Raw genomic sequence first — 16,844 nt, forward strand, 5'->3', positions numbered from 1 at the left:
GCTTATAAAAAAGGAGACTGATCATGGCTGGTGATACGGCGGCTACCCCAAAGTACCCTCTTTCGATGCGGATCCTGCACTGGGTGCGTGCGGTCATCATCCTCGGCCTGATCTGGTCGGGCTGGTACATGACCGGCCTGCCTGAGAGTACGCCGCTCGACACTTTCGACATGTTCTACCACAATCACAAGCAGTTCGGCGTTCTCGTTTGGCTGCTGGCGGTGGTGCATCTGACGATCCGTTGGCGCAATCGGCGTATCCTCCCGCATGAGCCGGAAGCGCTCAAGCCCTGGGAAAAGACCCTTTCGCACATCGTTCACCGCTTGATCATGCTGTTGACGGTTCTGGTTCCCCTGCTGGGTTACTCGATGTCGGCGAGCTTCACGCAGAGCGATGGTGTCCCGTTCTTCTTCTTCGGTGAAGTGCCTGAGATCCTGCCCAAGAACGACGCGGCATTCGAAGTGTTCGATACTCTGCACCAATACAGCGCGTATGTATTGCTCGGCCTCGTCTGTCTCCACGTGGTCGGCGCGCTCAAGCACCGCATCCTCGACAAGGGTGGGGAAACCGACGTCCTGCCGCGGATGCTCTGACAGTCACACCCGAACAATAAGGCGATACCATGATGGCAGATTCTGCCCTTGGACTCTTGCGTCCCGACACTTTGGATAGCCAGGACGGGATCGGGGTTATCAATCCGGCAGACGGCGGGCTTATTGCCCATGCCCGGCTATATGATATCGGCGAAATAACGGCGATGATCGAGGCGGCCGATGCGGCCCGGCATGGCTGGGCCGCGCGCACCGCCAAGGATCGCAGCGATGTGCTGCGGGCATGGTACGACCTGATCGTCGACCATGCCGAAGAGCTTGCTTTGCTGATGACGCTGGAGAGCGGCAAGCCACTGGCCGAGGCGCGGGCCGAGGTAAAGTACGGCGCAGCCTTCATAGAATGGTTTTCGGAAGAGGCGCGCCGTGCTTACGGCGAGGTGATTCCCAGCTTTGCGACCGACAAACGGGTGCTCACGCTGCGCCAGCCGGTTGGCACTTGCGCGGCGATCACGCCCTGGAACTTCCCCTTGGCGATGATCACCCGGAAGGTTGCGCCCGCGCTTGCCGCGGGGTGTTCGATCATCGTCAAGCCGGCCGATGCCACGCCGCTCTCGGCGTTGGCATTGGAAACGCTGGCACATCGGGCTGGCGTGCCCGATACCTTGTTTCGGGTCACGCCCGCGCGCAATTCTCCCGCAGCGGGTGACTTGTTCTGCACCCATCCGCTGGTGCGCAAGATCAGCTTCACCGGCTCGACTGAAGTGGGCAAGGTCATCATGGCCAAGGCCGCAGGCCAGGTTAAGCGCCTGAGCCTCGAACTGGGCGGCAACGCGCCGTTCATCGTGTTCGACGATGCGGACCTGGACCGCGCAGTGGCCGGCGCCCTGGCTTCGCGCTTTCGAAATGCCGGGCAGACCTGCGTCTGCGCCAACCGCTTTCTCGTCCAGGCCGGCATCCATGACGCATTCGTTGAAAGGCTGGCGGCGGCCGTTGCGCAGTTGCGGGTCGATAATGGCATCAACGCCTCGTCGACGATGGGACCGCTGATCGACGATCGCGCGGTCAAGCGCGTGTCCGGCCTTGTTGCCCGGGCGATCGAAGAAGGCGCGGTGCGCGTCGGCGGTAGTGCTACGGCTCCCGAAGCTGGCTCCTTCCATGCTCCCGTGGTGCTTGCCGGGGTAACCGCCGAGATGGCGATTGCATCCCAGGAAATATTCGGCCCTGTCGCACCGGTACTGCGCTTCGAGGACGAAGCCGAGGCGCTGCGGATCGCCAACGACACGCCCTTCGGCCTTGCAGCCTACATCTTTACCACTGACGCGGCGCGCCAATGGCGGATGATGGAAGGGCTGGAGTACGGCATGGTAGGTGTCAATGACGGCCTGATCTCCACGGAAGTTGCCCCGTTCGGCGGCGTGAAGGAATCCGGTTTCGGGCGCGAAGGATCGAGCCACGGTCTGGCGGATTACATGAATGTAAAGTACTGCCTCGTGGGCGGACTTTGACCTGTCCGGAAGACGGCACAGGGCAGGGCTGAAAGGTATCTGGCGATGAGCGAAGATCGGTTTGAACGCGGCCTGAAGTTGCGCAAGGAAGTTCTGGGCGCCGCATATGTTGAGAATGCCATGGCTCGGGCGGATGAATTCACCCGCCCGATGCAGGAGCTTTCGACTACCTACTGCTGGGGCGAGATCTGGTCGCGACCGGGCCTGGCCCGCCGCGATCGCAGCTTGATCAACCTTGCCATGATCAGTGCGCTGAACCGCCCGCATGAGTTGCGCCTTCACGTCAAGGCGGCCCTTCGCAACGGCCTGACGCATGAAGAGATCAGGGAAGCCCTGCTGCAGGTTGCAGTCTATTGCGGGATCCCGGCGGGCATCGATTCGACCCGTATCGCTTCGGAGGCCATCGCCGAGTACGAAGCTGAATCGGCCGATGCAGCGGAAGTCGAAGCTACCGGGGGCGGCGCGTAGGGCTGGCACTGAAACTGTGGCCTCCTGACCGCCACATTTCGCGGTGACACCTGTATAGTGAGCCTGAGCGGGCCGTTCACGGCGTCGTCCATGCGTGAGCCGTGGAACACCTGAAAGCCCTGTCTGGAGGAGGGCCGAGCCGATTTCGGAAGGAAATCGGCTCCGGCGCCGAGAGGGCTGGAGCGGGCTCAGGGGCGTGAACGGAAGGGCCAGGCGGTAACCTTGCCCGCCCATAGCGCCCACCAGATCAGCACCGGTTGCAGGGCGAGCCGGGGCACGTGATAGGCAAGCCCAAGGCCATTGTCCGGCCTCGCCATGTCGATCAGCATATGCTGCACGTTAGCCGGCCAGACACACAGCGCATAGGCGGCAAGACCCCAAGCCGCAGCACGTCGCAGCGCGGGTGAGAAAGGCTGGGCCAGCCCTGCCGCGCCAGCCAACTCGGCAAGGCCGGTCAGCGCGATGACGCTTGCCGGAAACGGAACCCACGGCGGTACAATCGAGAGAAACGGGCCGGGAAGGGCGAGGTGGAGCACGCCTGCTGCTGCATAGAGCACGGCAAGGAGCCATCGGCAGCCGGATCGTATGGTCATGCTGGCTTCCCTTCCATAAAGCGTCGCGCGCATGAAAAATGCGCCCGAGCCTGTTGCCCGGGCGCATAAGTTGCCAAGCCAGGGTAGGCTCGAGGGCGCTGGACATGCCGCAGGTCGCTTGTGGATTGCAACCACTGCAAGACATTAATTTGTTTGGCGTATCGGTTGCGCAAATGAGAAGACGGCCGCGAGAAACTCCCGGCCGTCTTCCGCAGGGGACCTCTTGGTCTTATGGCGCTGGCGCTTACTTGGCCGAAGCGACCTTGGTGTAGGGCACGAAGTCCTGAAGTCCGACGAAGCCGCTCCAGAATCGGCTGCCGCGATCGTGCAACTGCACGGTGTCGAGACGGCACAGCTGGCTGGAGTACAGCTTGGTGACGAGAATGTCGTCGTCGTCGAGTGAATCGGCATTGGTCGGGCGGTTGACGTAAAGCGTTTTGCCGATGCGATAGACGATCGCCGTCTTGTCGATCACGCGTGTGTCCTGCGCCATGTAGGACGGAATGCAATTGACCGGCTTTCCGGCCTCGCGGCCATCGAGCATCTTGGCCAGCTGTTCCTCGCCGGTGAGCTTGGTGCGCGCATCGGCGACGGGTGCGGCAAGGAGCGTGGCGACGACAGCTACAGCGGCGAGTACCTTCTGCATGTCATTTCTCCTTATGATCCCACTTCCCTTTCATCGCGACTGTTGCACGGAGCGTCTTAACCCAAGCTGACCGCCAAGGCTCTGGGAGGAAGGGGGGCAAGGGCCGATATCAGGCGGTTCCGCCGACGGTGAGGCCCTCGATCAGGAGGCTGGGCTGGCCGACGCCAGCCGGCACGCTCTGCCCGCCCTTGCCACATATTCCCACGCCCTCGTCGAGTGCCAGGTCGTTGCCAATGCCCTTGACCCGGGTGAGAACGGAAGGGCCGTCGCCGATCAGCGTCGCGCCCTTGATCGGCGCGCCGAGCTTGCCGTTTTCGACCTTGTAGGCCTCGGTGCAGGAGAACACGAACTTGCCCGAGACGATGTCGACCTGGCCGCCGCCGAAGTTCTTGGCGTAGATGCCGTTGCCGATGCGGCTGAGCAGTTCCTCGGGATCGTCGTTGCCGGACTTCATGAAGGTATTGGTCATGCGCGGCAGCGGGGCATGGGCGTAATTCTCGCGGCGCCCATTGCCGGTCGGCTCCACGCCCATCAGGCGCGCATTGAGGCGATCCTGCATGTAGCCTTTGAGCACGCCGTCCTCGATCAGCACCGTCTCGCGCGTCGGGGTGCCCTCGTCGTCGATGGTGAGTGAGCCGCGGCGGCCCATGAGCGAGCCGTCGTCGACGATGGTGACGCCCGGAGCGCCGACGCGTTCGCCGATGCGTCCGGTGAAGGCCGAAGTGCCCTTGCGGTTGAAATCGCCCTCGAGGCCGTGGCCGATGGCTTCGTGCAGCAGCACGCCGGGCCAGCCGGGGCCGAGCAGTACGGTCATCTCGCCTGCCGGGGCGTCGACGCTTTCAAGGTTGATCAGCGCGCGTTCGAGCGCGGTGTCGATGGCGCGGTTCCAGTTCTCGGGCTTGAACAGGTCGTCGTAGAGCCAGCGACCGCCCATGCCGAACGATCCGGTCTCGCGTCGTCCGTTGCTTTCGGCGACGATCGAGACGTTGAGGCGGACCAGCGGTCGCACGTCGGTGGCGACGAAGCCGTCGGCCCGCACGATTTCGACCACCGACCACGAACCTGAGAGGCTCGCGCTGACCTGCGCGACACGCGGGTCGCGGGCGCGGGCGGCCGCGTCGATGGTCTCGAGCAGCTTCACCTTCTCGCCGAAGCCGACGAGATCGAGTGGCGAGGCATCGGTGTAGAGGTGCTGGTTGCTCTTCTGTGGCGGTGCGGCGCGCTTGCCAGTGGCAGGGTCAAGCAGTTGCAGCGTCTCGCCGGCGCGGCGGATCGCGGCGGCGGAAATTTCGTTGGCGTGGGCGAAACCGGTCATCTCGCCCGAAACGCCGCGCAGGCCGAAGCCGGCGTCGCGCGAATAGTCGGCGGTCTTGAGCCGGCCGTCGTCGAAGCCGAAAGCCTCTGTCGCCATGAACTGCATGTAGAGTTCGCCGTCGTCGCAGGCCTGCAGCGTTTCCGCGGCAAGCGCCTGCGCGTCCTCGGGCGTGAGTTGGCGATAGAGGAGCGAGCGCGGGTCAGTAACGGTCATAGGACCGGATATAGGCCCCCCGGCGCGAATTGAAATGGCAATGGTCCTTATCGGGGACCCTTATCGGGGGGCCTTATCGGGCCCGCGCCGGTGATATTGAGGGGCGTCCCGGCCGATGACCGGGACGAGTGCCGATCAGGCTGCCTGCCGGTCGGCCGGGCCGCCCTTCAGGACGAAGCGGCGATCGCAATAGCCGCATTCGACATAACCCTTTTCGTCGATCTCCATCCACACGCGCGGATGGCCCAGCGCTGCGGGCTTGTAGGCGCCGTTGGCGCGGATGTCGGAAGCCCCGTCGCAGGAGACGCGATGGGAATCGGTGTAGACGGTTTCGGGCGCGTTGCTCATGAGCTGCGCCATTAGCAGCGAGTGCGGGCCATTTCCAGCCGGGAAGGGCGCAGATTCGCAACCGCGTGTGGGAAGATCTTGCATGGTCCGGGGAAGGGGCCTCGCATACCGCCTTGCCAGCCGGGGCTTTACCCGGGAAGCAACTTCCCCCAAATGCGCAGGAATGACCAGCACTTCAGCCCCCGCCATCTCCATTCGCGACCTCAAGAAGCGCTACGCCCCGGCCGGTGGCGGCGAGGGCAAGCTGGCCCTCAAGGGCGTTTCCTTCGATGTTCCGGAAGGCGGCATCTTCGGTCTGCTCGGCCCCAACGGCGCGGGCAAGTCGACGCTGATCAACATCATGGCGGGCCTCGTTCGCAAGACCTCCGGTTCGATCGATATCTGGGGCTTCGACATCGATCGGGACCAGCGCAATGCAAAGCGTTCGATCGGTATCGTCCCGCAGGAGATCGTCTTCGATCCCTTCTTCACGCCTTACGAGGTGCTGGAGATCCAGGCGGGCCTCTACGGCATCGCCAAGCATTTGCGCCGCAGCGAGGAACTGCTGCGCGCCGTCCACCTCGCGGACAAGCGCGATGCCTATGCGCGCACGCTGTCTGGCGGGATGAAGCGCCGCCTGCTCATCGCCAAGGCGCTTGTCCATCAGCCGCCGGTGCTGGTGCTCGACGAGCCGACCGCGGGTGTCGATGTGGAATTGCGCCGCCAGCTCTGGGAACTGGTTACCGAGATGAACCGCGAAGGCGTGACGATCGTGCTCACCACGCACTACCTCGAGGAAGCCGAGGAACTGTGCGACCGCATCGCCATCATCAATCACGGCGAACTGATCGCCAACAAGCCGACCCGCGAACTGGTGGGCATGGCACGCGAGAAGATCCTGGTGCTCACGCTCGATCGCGACCTGACCGAACTGCCCAGCCACCCCGGCTTCGTGAAGTGCGAGACGAGCGGCGAACGCATTCTCGAGATCACGTACGACAAGGACCGCGCCAATGCCGGCGAGATCCTCTCGGCGGTGCAGGCGCAGGGGTTCTCGATCGTCGACGTGACGACTCGCGAAGCCGATCTCGAGGACGTCTTCGTCAGCCTTACCAGCCAGGCAGCCTGACCTGCCCTTGTAGGAGGGCAGGGGGCGGAACAGCCAAAAAGACAGGCTATCTACCGGCAGGTTATTGCGATTGGGCGCGTCTCTCGCCAATGAGGCGGGATGGAACCGTCAGATCGCAGTAGCGTGCAATACGATGTCGTCGTCATTGGTTCAGGGGCAGCGGGCCTTACCGCCGCGCTGGCACTGGCCTCGAAGCTCAAGGTTCTGGTCCTCGCCAAGGGCCAGTTGACCGGTGGCTCCACCGCCTGGGCGCAGGGCGGCATCGCAGCCGTGCTGGATGCCGGAGACACCTTCGAAGAGCATATCCGTGACACGATGGTCGCCGGTGCGGGCCTCAACCGGCTGGAGACGGTCGAATACGTCGTCGAGCGCGCGCCGAGCGCGATCGGGCGGCTGGTCGAACTGGGCGTGCCGTTCAACATGGAAGGCGATGCGCTGCACCTGACGCGGGAAGGCGGCCATTCCCATCGCCGCATCGTCCACGTCAACGATGCCACCGGCTGGGCCGTGCAGCAGGCGCTGCTCAAGGCTGCCGAGGACAGCCCCAACATTACCCTGCTGCCGGGCCGTTCGTGCATCGACCTTATCACCGGGCGGCACGAGATGCGCTATTCCGGTTCGGGACGCATCTGGGGCGTCTATGCACTCAACGAGGAAACCGGCCACGTCGAGGCCTATACGGCGCGTGCCACGGTGCTCGCCACCGGCGGGGCGGGGCGCGTCTATCGGTTCAGTACTGCGCCGCGCGGCGCCACCGGGGACGGGATCGCCATGGCCTGGCGTGCCGGTGCACGCGTCTCCAACATGGAGATGATGCAGTTCCACCCGACCTGCCTCTACAATCTGGAGGTCAAGAACTTCCTTATTACCGAGGCGGTGCGCGGCGAAGGCGGACATCTCAGGCACCCGGTCACCGGGCGTCGCTTCATGCCCGACTATGACGAGCGCGCCGAACTGGCGCCGCGCGACGTGGTAGCCCGCGCGATCGACGACCAGATCAAGCGCTATGGCCTCGACTATGTCCACCTCGACATCAGCCACCGTCCGCCCGAGTTCGTGAAGGAGCACTTCCCGAACATCTACGAGAAGCTGATCTCGCTGGGCATCGACATGACCAGGGAGCCGATCCCGGTGGTGCCGGCGCAGCACTACACCTGCGGCGGCGTGCTGGTGGATCTGGACGGACGGACCGACCTGCCCGGGCTCTATGCCGCGGGCGAATGCACCGAAAGCGGGTTGCACGGGGCGAATCGCCTTGCGTCCAATTCGCTGCTCGAATGCTTCGTCTTCGGCGAGGCGGCAGCCGCGCACATTCTCGACCACTGGGACGCTTTCGATGCCCCGCCGCCGATTCGCGACTGGGACGAGAGCCGCGTCACCGATTCGGACGAGGAAGTCGTCATCAAGCAGAACTGGACCGAGATTCGCCGGTTCATGTGGAACTACGTCGGCATCGTGCGCACCACCAAGCGGCTGGAACGTGCGATGCACCGCATCCAGATGCTCAATGGCGAAGTGGAGGAATATTACCGCCACTTCCGCGTCTCGACCGATCTCGTCGAACTGCGCAACCTGCTGCAATCGGCGGAACTGATCGTGGATTCGGCGCTGCGGCGTCACGAGAGCCGCGGCCTGCACTACACGCTCGATTACCCCGAGACGCTTCCGGTCGCTGAGGACACGGTGCTGGTTCCCTAGAGAGGCGGGGCCCGGGTACGCACTCCTCTTGCGTCATTCCCGCGCAGGCGGGGGAGCGATGCGCGCTGCAGGCACCCGTGATCAGGTGCCGATTCCGAGCAGCCGACCGAGGAAGATCAGCACGATCGCGCCGATGATCGAGGCGAGGCAGCCGGCGCGGCTGAAATCGCTCTGCCCGCGGCTGGAAACCAGCCCGGCGACGAGCGAGCCGCCGATGCCCAGCAGAATCGTGGCGATCCAGCCCATGTCGACCGCGCCCGGGTAGAAGAAACGCGCCAGAACGCCGATGACGAGGCCGCTGATGATGGCGCCGATGATGTTGAGCATGATTCCGGTTCCCTCCTGCCAGCCTGCTTTCGCGTCAGGCGGCCTTATAACCGTTGAAAGACAAGACGGTTGCATTGTGTCCCGGCTTGCCTGCGAAAGCGGTGACAGACAAGATCGGGGCACGGGCAGGGCTTAGGGGAACTCGTTTCGTCGTATTCCTGATTCCGTTCGTCGTCAGATTACTGGGGAAAAATTTTTCCGTGCGGGCATGACATTCGGACTTGCCAGAGACGCGGGTGAAGGACTTTCCACGCGTCGCGAGAGCGGCGGGGCTGTCCAGCGGTTCGGTGGGAAAGTCTTCGCTTCAGGGGTGCCCCTCTTGCAGAGAAATTCAGAACAGGCACTATGGGTTGTGTCGCGACGGCGGCCGGGGCTCAATACCTAGAGGGATCGCAAGTTGGTGGGTCTTGATCCGCCAAGCGGCGAGTCCCGGTATGAAAGCCGACCGGAAGCCTCAAGGACCAAGGCGGAACGGGTAATTCCGTTCTCTTTTTGTACCGTATCTGGTAGACGGGGATGCAGATGCCCGCCGACTCGTGACGGTACCGCCTGGCCGATGCGGAAGAGATGAAGCTGCTTTCGGGCAGTTCGATGACAAGTGCGATGACACGGGGGCGAAAAGTGGATTTCAGGAACGAAAGCGACGCGGTCGTGGAAAGTGCTGACGTGGAACATGTCGGGGCGGTGGCTTCGGATACGGACAGTGCCGTAGAGGCACGGGACGCGAGCAAACAGAACAAGGAGACGGGCAAGGGCCCGGCAGTCGCCATGGAAAAAACCGACATCGCCACCGCAGATCTGGTCGACGCGGCGAAGGCGCCGCGCAAGAGCGATTCGAAGACCATCCATGACCGCCGTTTCACGATCGTCACGGACGAAAGCCGCGATGCGCTTCTGACCGACTTCGGCAAGGAAACGCTCGACGACCGCTACCTGCTGCCCGGCGAGAGGTATCAGGACATCTTTGCGCGCGTCGCGGATGCCTATGCCGACGACCAGGAACATGCGCAGCGTCTCTACGACTACATTTCGAAGCTGTGGTTCATGCCTGCCACCCCGGTCCTGTCGAACGGCGGCACCGGGCGCGGACTGCCGATCTCGTGCTACCTGAATTCGGTCGACGACAGCCTTGAGGGCATCGTCGCGACCTGGAATGAGAACGTCTGGCTCGCCTCGCGCGGCGGCGGCATCGGCACTTACTGGGGTTCGGTGCGCGGCATCGGCGAACCGGTCGGCCTCAATGGCAAGACCAGCGGCATCATTCCCTTCGTGCGCGTGATGGACTCGCTGACCCTCGCGATCTCGCAGGGCTCGCTGCGCCGCGGTTCGGCCGCTTGCTACATCGATGTCTCGCACCCCGAGATCGAGGAGTTCCTCGAGATCCGCAAGCCTTCGGGCGACTTCAACCGCAAGGCGCTCAACCTGCACCACGGCGTGCTGCTCACCGACGAGTTCATGGAAGCCGTGCGCGACGGTCGCGAATTCGAGCTCAAGAGCCCGCGCGACGGTTCGGTGCGCGGTTCGGTCAATGCCCGCTCGCTGTTCCAGAAGCTGGTCGAGACCCGCCTTGCCACCGGTGAGCCCTACATCGTCTTCTCCGACACCGTGAACCGCATGATGCCCAAGCATCACCGCGATCTCGGCCTGAAGGTCTCGACCTCGAACCTCTGCTCGGAAATCACCCTGCCCACGGGCCGCGACCACCTCGGCAACGACCGTACGGCGGTGTGCTGCCTGTCCTCGCTCAACCTGGAAACCTGGGACCAGTGGAAGGGCGAAAAGCGCTTCGTCGAAGACGTCCTGCGCTTCCTCGACAACGTGCTGCAGGACTACATCGATCGCGCGCCGGACGAGATGGCCCGCGCGAAGTACTCGGCCATGCGCGAACGTTCGGTCGGCATGGGCGTGATGGGTTTCCACTCGTTCCTGCAGCAGAAAGGCATCGCCTTCGAAAGTGCGATGGCCAAGGCGCTCAACCTGCAGATGTTCCAGTACATCAACCAGAAGGCCAACGAGGCTTCGATGATGCTCGCCAAGGAACGCGGTCCGTGCCCGGACGCGGCCGACCAGGGCGTGATGGAACGTTTCAGCTGCAAGATGGCGATCGCGCCGACCGCGTCGATCTCGATCATCTGCGGCGGCACTTCGGCCTGTATCGAGCCGATCCCGGCCAACATCTACACCCACAAGACGCTCTCGGGCTCCTTCGTGGTGAAGAACCCCTACCTGCAGAAGCTGCTGGCCTCGAAGTCGAAGGACTCCGCCAACGTGTGGAACTCGATCCTCGAGCATGGCGGTTCGGTCCAGCAGCTCGACTTCCTCTCGCCGGAGGAAAAGGCGATCTACAAGACCAGCTTCGAGATCGACCAGCGTTGGCTGCTCGAATTCGCGGCCGACCGCACGCCCTATATCGACCAGGCCCAGTCGCTGAACCTGTTCATCCCGGCCGACGTCGACAAGTGGGACCTGATGATGCTGCACTTCCAGGCGTGGGAAAGGGGCATCAAGTCGCTCTACTACCTGCGCTCGAAGTCGGTGCAGCGTGCCGGTTTCGCCGGCGGCGTGGAAGCGGACAACACCAAGGAGGCACCCAAGTTCGAGATCGGCGAGACGACCGACTACGACGAGTGCCTCGCCTGCCAGTAAGGGGATTGTCAGGGGCGTTCATCAGCGACCCCGACACAGACACCCAGCGGAAGCGGCCTCCGGAAATCCGGGGGCCGTTTTCGTTTGGGCTTTGGCAAAGGTGGGTGCGGTCTGTTCAGGCCGTGCATCCCGCCGCCGCGGATTACTCCACGGTCATGCGGAACGGCAGTTCGATGTCGATCTTCACCCGGTAGTTGGGCCCGTTGCCGCCGCTGCGGTCGACGACCGTCACGATCACCGCGCTGCACTTCACCATCGCGTGCGAGAGGTGCCAGCGCTTGAGCCATTCGCGAAACTGCGTGGTCAGGGTGCGCGGGCAATAGCCGATCACAACTTCATCGATCGTGACCGTGACGTCGCCCCGGCTGTTCGTGTGATCCTCGTCAAGGTCGAGCGTGGCAATGCATTCGTGTTTGCGGCGCAGGGCATCGCCATTGCCGGCGATCGCCTTCAGTTCCGGCTGATAGTGCGATGTGCGCACGATCTCGTGGCGGAATTCACCCTTGCCGTGCAGGAAAAGGAAACGCGTCTCGCCGCCGGGTACGGGCAGCAGGTCGGCATTGATCGGCGCCGCGCCAGGGCGCGTGGCCCTGTCGAGGATGACCGGCAAGATCAACCACCTGAAAAATCGTTCGAATTTCTTCCAGATACCCACTTTTGCACGCGACGCCCGATTTTCATGGGATTTTGACAGGTCCTTTAGTGCCGTTTGACTGTGGCCGATAGCCTGCAGTGGCGGCCGGTGGTGGAGTTTTCCCCGCCGTCTTTTGCGGCTTCGATGCCGAAACGGCGCAGAAATCGGCGCTGTTCGCGGTGCAGTGGGGGCGAATTCCCGACCTGCGTCAGTCAGTTATGATCCCGCAATGCAAGTAATCGTGTCGCAGGTGCACGACGGGAAACGGCATTGCCGGAACATGTCGGCGAAGTGTGCAACTTTTACCATTTGCGACAATTTGTGGCTTGAGATCGACGGGCCGAATGCGATGGGATCCCGTCCGACAATTCCTCTCCCAACACCAGTTTCAGGAACAGATACGACAATGCGCAAATGGCACCGATGGCTTTCCGTTTTCTTTGGCGTCTTCATGCTCTGGATCGCCGTCACCGGGGTTCTGAGCCAGGTTGCCGTGCTCTGGCCGAGCGGCGCGTCCGATGCCGCGGCGCAGGCTGCGGCCACGCCGCCGGTGGGCTTCGAATGCCCCGAAGGCTGGCGGTGCATGCCGCCACGCGGCGATGCCGGCGGGATCCGTTCGCTGACCGGCCTGTTCCATCACCTCCACTCGGGTGAAAGCTTCGGCCCGATCGGCACGCTGATTTCGGTGCTCTCCGGCCTGACCCTGATCTTCTTCTCGATCTCGGGCCTGTGGCTCTACGTGCAGATGTGGCGCAACCGGAAGAGCCGCTCGCTCAATCCGCGCTGGTTCTGGAAGTGAGGCTCAGGGGGTGCTGCCAAGGCCGAAGGTGGCATCCCCGCGCCCGGACAGGAGGACGCTCGTCTCGTCGACGCCGTCGACCTGGGTGATGACGATGAAGTCCTGCGCCCGATCGTCCGATGTCCCTTCGAGGAAGATCTCCTCTCCCTTCATGCCGGACACGATACCGATGCAGGAGCCGTCGGGATTGATTACCCGCATGCCCTTGCGGATCGTCCCCACGACCGTCGTCCAGGCGGTTTCCTCAGGTCTTGGCTGTGTCACGGGAATTCTCCTGATGGGTAGCGGCAGAAAAGCCGGCTCCGCTATACCATGATAATGTTCGGGGAGCCTTCGGGGTTCCTGCCCGTGCATCCGCGCGCCGCGCAAAGGGCAAAGCCGAGGAGCGAGCACGAGTCGCGTCGCACATGGGCGGGGTGGATCGGCTCTGGAATACTAGGGCTAGCGTCCCCATATTCGTCATGCCGCTAGATGTACGAAAACTTCGCTGTGAATATGTCGATGTACCCATCTGCAATAGCGGACGATTTTGGTTATCGTGCCGTCCTTCGCTCGGGTCATGTCACTGCGGGCGAAAGCGTTTTCGACCCGGAAAGTCCTGCTGAGCCGCCGATCCGGCTGGCCGAATCGACCGGGCCAATGATCAATCGATGCCCGGAGTGAGTCGCCCATGCCCCTTCTCGAAGCCCGCAAGACCTACAAGCCCTTCGAATATCCCTGGGCTTACGACTACTGGAAGCTCCAGCAGCAGGTGCACTGGCTGCCCGAGGAAGTGCCGTTGGGCGAGGACTGCCGGGACTGGGCGCAGAAGCTGTCGGAGCATGAGCGTAACCTGCTCACGCAGATCTTCCGCTTCTTCACCCAGGCCGACGTCGAGGTGCAGGACTGCTACCACGACAAGTACGCGCGGGTGTTCAAGCCGACCGAGATCAAGATGATGCTCACCGCCTTCTCCAACATGGAGACGGTGCACATCGCGGCCTACTCGCACCTGCTCGACACCATCGGCATGCCCGAGAGCGAGTACGGCATGTTCCTCGAATATGCCGAGCTCAAGGACAAGCACGACTACCTGCAGCGCTTCGGCGTCGACAGCGATGAGGACATCGCCCGCACGCTCGCCATGTTCGGCGGTTTTACCGAAGGCGTGCAGCTCTTCGCCAGCTTCGCGATGCTGATGAACTTCCCGCGCTTCAACAAGATGAAGGGCATGGGGCAGATCGTCTCGTGGTCGGTGCGCGACGAATCGCTGCACTGCGAGGGCATCACCCGCCTGTTCCACGCCTTCACCAAGGAGCGCGACTGTCTGACCAAGGCGGTGAAGGAAGACATCGCCGACCAGTGCCAAACCACCGTGCGGCTGGAAGACAACTTCATCGACCTGGCCTTCGAACTGGGTCCGGTTCCGGGCATGACTGCCAAGGACATCAAGAAGTACATCCGCTACATCGCTGACTGGCGTCTCGGCCAGCTTGGCCTCAAGCCGATCTACCTGATCGACGAGCACCCGCTGCCCTGGCTGCAGCCGCTGCTCAACGGCGTCGAGCACGCCAACTTCTTCGAAACCCGCGCCACCGAGTATTCGAAGGGCGCGACCCGGGGCAACTGGAACGATGTCTGGACGAACTTCGACCAGCGCCGCAAGGCCAAGGCCAACGACGTCGACGAACTAGACGACGGCAGCGAACCCGACATGTTCGGTGGTACGCAAGCGGCGGAGTAATCCGGCAAGGCCGGCCCGCTGCGACAAGTCGGTGGGCCGCCAAATCTCGTGGGTGGGGCAGCGACGAGCGCGGCTGTCTCATGCGCCTGCCATGCTGCAGTGCAAAATCGCCACGCTGCCTGTGACATGAAAGACACGGGTCGCAATTACCGGGCCGTTGGTGCCCTATTCCTGCAACCTTGGGATTGTACCGGGCGTTGAAACATCGGAACAAGGGTGCAGCCGAATTCGGCAGGAAAAGGCAAGCCAGTTCCTGCGACTCGTGCCGGAGGACGCGCCTGTGAAAGCCGGCGCCAGAGCCGGCCAGGCGCCGCCCGGACAGCGCGAATCCCCGTCCGGGCGGCGCTGCCACTCCTTGCGAAACGCTTGTCGCAGGAGTGCAATGGAGCGTCATGACGGAGCGTCACGGCTTGGTCGCGACGCTCCTTTTTCTTCAGTCGATCCGGATCAGGCCAGCCACGTCGAGGGATTGGGCATCGGCGCGTGTTTCTGCGCGTTGAGAAGGCTCATCACGCTGCGCACGATCACCAGTACGGCCACGGCGGGCAGGATCAGGAAGCCGATCAGCACGATCATGAGCATGAAGCCCAGGACAGAGCCCGCCAGTCCGATCCAGAACGTATTGATCAGGTACTGGTAATGCGAAACTTCCCAGTCCGCTTTCGGTTCGTTGCGCCACACAAATGCAAGGACGATGCCGATGATCGCCGTCACCCCGGTCATGAACGAGGCAAGATAAAGCAGGCTGATGATCGTCGGATTATTGAATTCGAAGCCGGAATTTGCAGGCGTCGGAGTGGGCTTCATTTCATCCATGGTAATCCTCCATGATGGCCGCCCGCAATGCTGCCTGTAATACCCGTGACGCGCAAGACGTTGATTTTGAGGTGCTCGCGCACGTTGTAAGGGCGGCGAAGGCCCGGTTTCCCGCCTTTTCTCAGCCAAGTCCGAGGAACAGGCCGGCCAGCGCCGCGCTCATCAGGTTGGACAGGCTGCCCGCCGCCAGCGCGCGCAGTCCCAGGCGCGCGATCACCGGGCGCTGGTTGGGGGCAAGACCGCCGGTCACCGCCATCTGGATCGCGATCGAGGAGAAATTGGCAAAGCCGCACAGCGCGAAAGTGACGACGGCGACAGTGCGCGCGGACAGGCCCGCCGCGCTGCCAAGGTCGATGAAGGCGACGAATTCGTTGAGCACGATCTTGGTGCCGAACAGGCTGCCTGCCTGGATTGCCTCGTGCCAGTCGGGCGTGGCGAGCAGGTAGAAGACCGGCGCGAGCAGGTAGCCCAGCAGCGACTGGAAGGTGACGTCCCGGTAGCCCATCAGGCCAGCCGCCCAGTCGACCACGCCATTGGCCAGCGCGATCAGGGCAACGAAGGCAAGGACCATCGCGCCGACCGCGACCGCCAGCTTCACGCCGGTCTGTGCGCCTTGCGATGCGGCCATGATGAGATTGGCGGGGCGTTCCTCGTCATGCGGCACTTCTGCCTGCGCGCCGCAGGCCGCGGCTTCGAGCGCGGCGTCTTCCTGGGCAAGCGTCAGGCTGCGCGGATCGGGCATGATCATCTTGGCCATGAAGATGCCGCCCGGCGCCGACATGAAGGCGGCGGCCACGAGATAGTCGATGCGGATGCCCATGCTGGCGTAGGCCGCCAGGATCGTGCCGGCGACACCGGCCAGGCCCACCGTCATCACGCAGAACAGCTGCGAGGGCGTCAGCCCGGCGATGTAGGGGCGGATGACCAGTGGGCTCTCGCTCTGCCCGACGAAGATGTTGGAGGCCGCACACAGGCTCTCGACCTTGCTGATCCCGGTCACTTTCTCCAGCGCGCCGCCGATCCAACGGATCACCAGCGGCATGATCCGCAGGTAGTAGAGGATCGAGATCAGCGAGGCGAAGAAGATGATGACCGGCAGCGCCGAAATCGCAAAGCTGGTGCCGCCGATCTCGGGCCGGGCGAGGGGGCCGAACAGGAACTCCACCCCGGCATGGGCATAGCCGAGCAGGTTGCTCACGCCGCGCGATGCGCCATTCAGCAGCGACCGGCCGAAGGGCACGTAAAGGACGAGGGCGGCAAAGCCCGCCTGCAGCGCAAAGGCAGCGCCGACCACGCGCAGACGGATGGCTTTTCGATCTGTGGAGAGGAGGAATGCGACAGCGACGATGAGAGCAATGCCGATCAGGCTGTAGGCAACGTGCATTCGGCGCATTTCTCCGTAGGAGGGCAAAAAACCCGGCAAACCTAATGTCCTGCGGTAACGGCGGCTAGTG

General features: G+C 63.3%; 17 protein-coding genes. 8 read left to right on the forward strand and 9 right to left on the reverse strand.

What is annotated here, in order from left to right; genetic code table 11:
• Positions 1-23 precede the first annotated feature (23 nt).
• Genes B5483_RS08620 through B5483_RS08630 form a run of 3 tightly spaced genes read left to right on the forward strand, consistent with a single transcriptional unit; the run spans position 24 to position 2,524 of the window.
• A complete protein-coding gene (locus B5483_RS08620; protein WP_054948163.1) occupies positions 24-593 on the forward strand; it encodes a cytochrome b in 570 nt (189 codons plus the stop codon).
• 32 nt (positions 594-625) lie between these two features.
• On the forward strand, positions 626-2,056 hold the full coding sequence (locus tag B5483_RS08625; RefSeq protein ID WP_079730346.1) for an NAD-dependent succinate-semialdehyde dehydrogenase: 1,431 nt from the start codon (positions 626-628) through the stop codon (positions 2,054-2,056).
• 45 nt (positions 2,057-2,101) lie between these two features.
• The gene (locus B5483_RS08630) at positions 2,102-2,524 is read left to right on the forward strand and encodes a carboxymuconolactone decarboxylase family protein (RefSeq protein ID WP_079730075.1); all 423 of its coding nucleotides are present in this window, start codon (positions 2,102-2,104) and stop codon (positions 2,522-2,524) included.
• A 188-nt stretch (positions 2,525-2,712) separates the two neighbouring features.
• Here B5483_RS08630 and B5483_RS08635 read toward each other — a convergent pair whose 3' ends face one another.
• The 4 genes from B5483_RS08635 to B5483_RS08650 all read right to left on the reverse strand — a co-directional run bounded on the left by B5483_RS08635 (position 2,713) and on the right by B5483_RS08650 (position 5,639).
• Positions 2,713-3,117: a DoxX family protein gene (locus B5483_RS08635; RefSeq protein ID WP_079730347.1), complete on the reverse strand. Its 405-nt coding sequence runs from the start codon at positions 3,115-3,117 to the stop codon at positions 2,713-2,715.
• Between the two features lie 244 nt (positions 3,118-3,361).
• On the reverse strand, positions 3,362-3,763 hold the full coding sequence (locus tag B5483_RS08640) for a hypothetical protein (protein ID WP_054948166.1): 402 nt from the start codon (positions 3,761-3,763) through the stop codon (positions 3,362-3,364).
• A gap of 109 nt (positions 3,764-3,872) precedes the next feature.
• Positions 3,873-5,291, reverse strand: a complete 1,419-nt coding sequence (tldD, locus tag B5483_RS08645) for a metalloprotease TldD (RefSeq protein ID WP_079730076.1) — start codon at positions 5,289-5,291, stop codon at positions 3,873-3,875.
• 135 nt (positions 5,292-5,426) lie between these two features.
• Complete coding sequence (locus tag B5483_RS08650; RefSeq protein WP_054945550.1) at positions 5,427-5,639, reverse strand: zinc-finger domain-containing protein; 213 nt, start codon at positions 5,637-5,639, stop codon at positions 5,427-5,429.
• A gap of 163 nt (positions 5,640-5,802) precedes the next feature.
• Here B5483_RS08650 and B5483_RS08655 point away from each other — a divergent pair, with 163 nt between their 5' ends.
• Positions 5,803-6,747: an ABC transporter ATP-binding protein gene (locus B5483_RS08655; RefSeq protein ID WP_054945428.1), complete on the forward strand. Its 945-nt coding sequence runs from the start codon at positions 5,803-5,805 to the stop codon at positions 6,745-6,747.
• 99 nt (positions 6,748-6,846) lie between these two features.
• Positions 6,847-8,445 carry an L-aspartate oxidase gene (gene nadB, locus B5483_RS08660; RefSeq protein ID WP_054945429.1) on the forward strand — a complete coding sequence of 533 codons (1,599 nt, stop codon included), beginning with the start codon at positions 6,847-6,849 and terminating at the stop codon, positions 8,443-8,445.
• 81 nt (positions 8,446-8,526) lie between these two features.
• On the opposite strand, the gene B5483_RS08665 is transcribed toward nadB, so the two are convergent.
• Complete coding sequence (locus tag B5483_RS08665; RefSeq protein ID WP_054945430.1) at positions 8,527-8,772, reverse strand: GlsB/YeaQ/YmgE family stress response membrane protein; 246 nt, start codon at positions 8,770-8,772, stop codon at positions 8,527-8,529.
• A gap of 567 nt (positions 8,773-9,339) precedes the next feature.
• Here B5483_RS08665 and B5483_RS08670 point away from each other — a divergent pair.
• Complete coding sequence (locus B5483_RS08670) at positions 9,340-11,418, forward strand: ribonucleoside-diphosphate reductase subunit alpha (RefSeq protein ID WP_425435034.1); 2,079 nt, start codon at positions 9,340-9,342, stop codon at positions 11,416-11,418.
• A 142-nt stretch (positions 11,419-11,560) separates the two neighbouring features.
• Here B5483_RS08670 and B5483_RS08675 read toward each other — a convergent pair whose 3' ends face one another.
• Positions 11,561-12,028, reverse strand: coding sequence for a hypothetical protein (locus B5483_RS08675; protein WP_231634577.1), 468 nt, complete (start codon positions 12,026-12,028; stop codon positions 11,561-11,563).
• A 430-nt stretch (positions 12,029-12,458) separates the two neighbouring features.
• Here B5483_RS08675 and B5483_RS08680 point away from each other — a divergent pair, with 430 nt between their 5' ends.
• Positions 12,459-12,851: a PepSY domain-containing protein gene (locus B5483_RS08680; RefSeq protein WP_054945432.1), complete on the forward strand. Its 393-nt coding sequence runs from the start codon at positions 12,459-12,461 to the stop codon at positions 12,849-12,851.
• A 3-nt stretch (positions 12,852-12,854) separates the two neighbouring features.
• On the opposite strand, the gene B5483_RS08685 is transcribed toward B5483_RS08680, so the two are convergent.
• A complete protein-coding gene (locus B5483_RS08685) occupies positions 12,855-13,115 on the reverse strand; it encodes a DUF2171 domain-containing protein (RefSeq protein WP_054945433.1) in 261 nt (86 codons plus the stop codon).
• A 406-nt stretch (positions 13,116-13,521) separates the two neighbouring features.
• Between B5483_RS08685 and B5483_RS08695 the strand changes: the two genes are divergently transcribed.
• The gene (locus tag B5483_RS08695; protein ID WP_054945435.1) at positions 13,522-14,574 is read left to right on the forward strand and encodes a ribonucleotide-diphosphate reductase subunit beta; all 1,053 of its coding nucleotides are present in this window, start codon (positions 13,522-13,524) and stop codon (positions 14,572-14,574) included.
• A gap of 447 nt (positions 14,575-15,021) precedes the next feature.
• Here B5483_RS08695 and B5483_RS08700 read toward each other — a convergent pair whose 3' ends face one another.
• Positions 15,022-15,390 (reverse strand): DUF4870 family protein, encoded by a 369-nt coding sequence (locus tag B5483_RS08700; RefSeq protein ID WP_079730077.1) that lies wholly within the window; start codon positions 15,388-15,390, stop codon positions 15,022-15,024.
• 121 nt (positions 15,391-15,511) lie between these two features.
• Complete coding sequence (locus B5483_RS08705) at positions 15,512-16,774, reverse strand: NupC/NupG family nucleoside CNT transporter (protein ID WP_079730078.1); 1,263 nt, start codon at positions 16,772-16,774, stop codon at positions 15,512-15,514.
• Positions 16,775-16,844 lie beyond the last annotated feature (70 nt).

It is taken from the genome of Novosphingobium mathurense, assembly GCF_900168325.1.
GTDB lineage: Bacteria > Pseudomonadota > Alphaproteobacteria > Sphingomonadales > Sphingomonadaceae > Novosphingobium > Novosphingobium mathurense.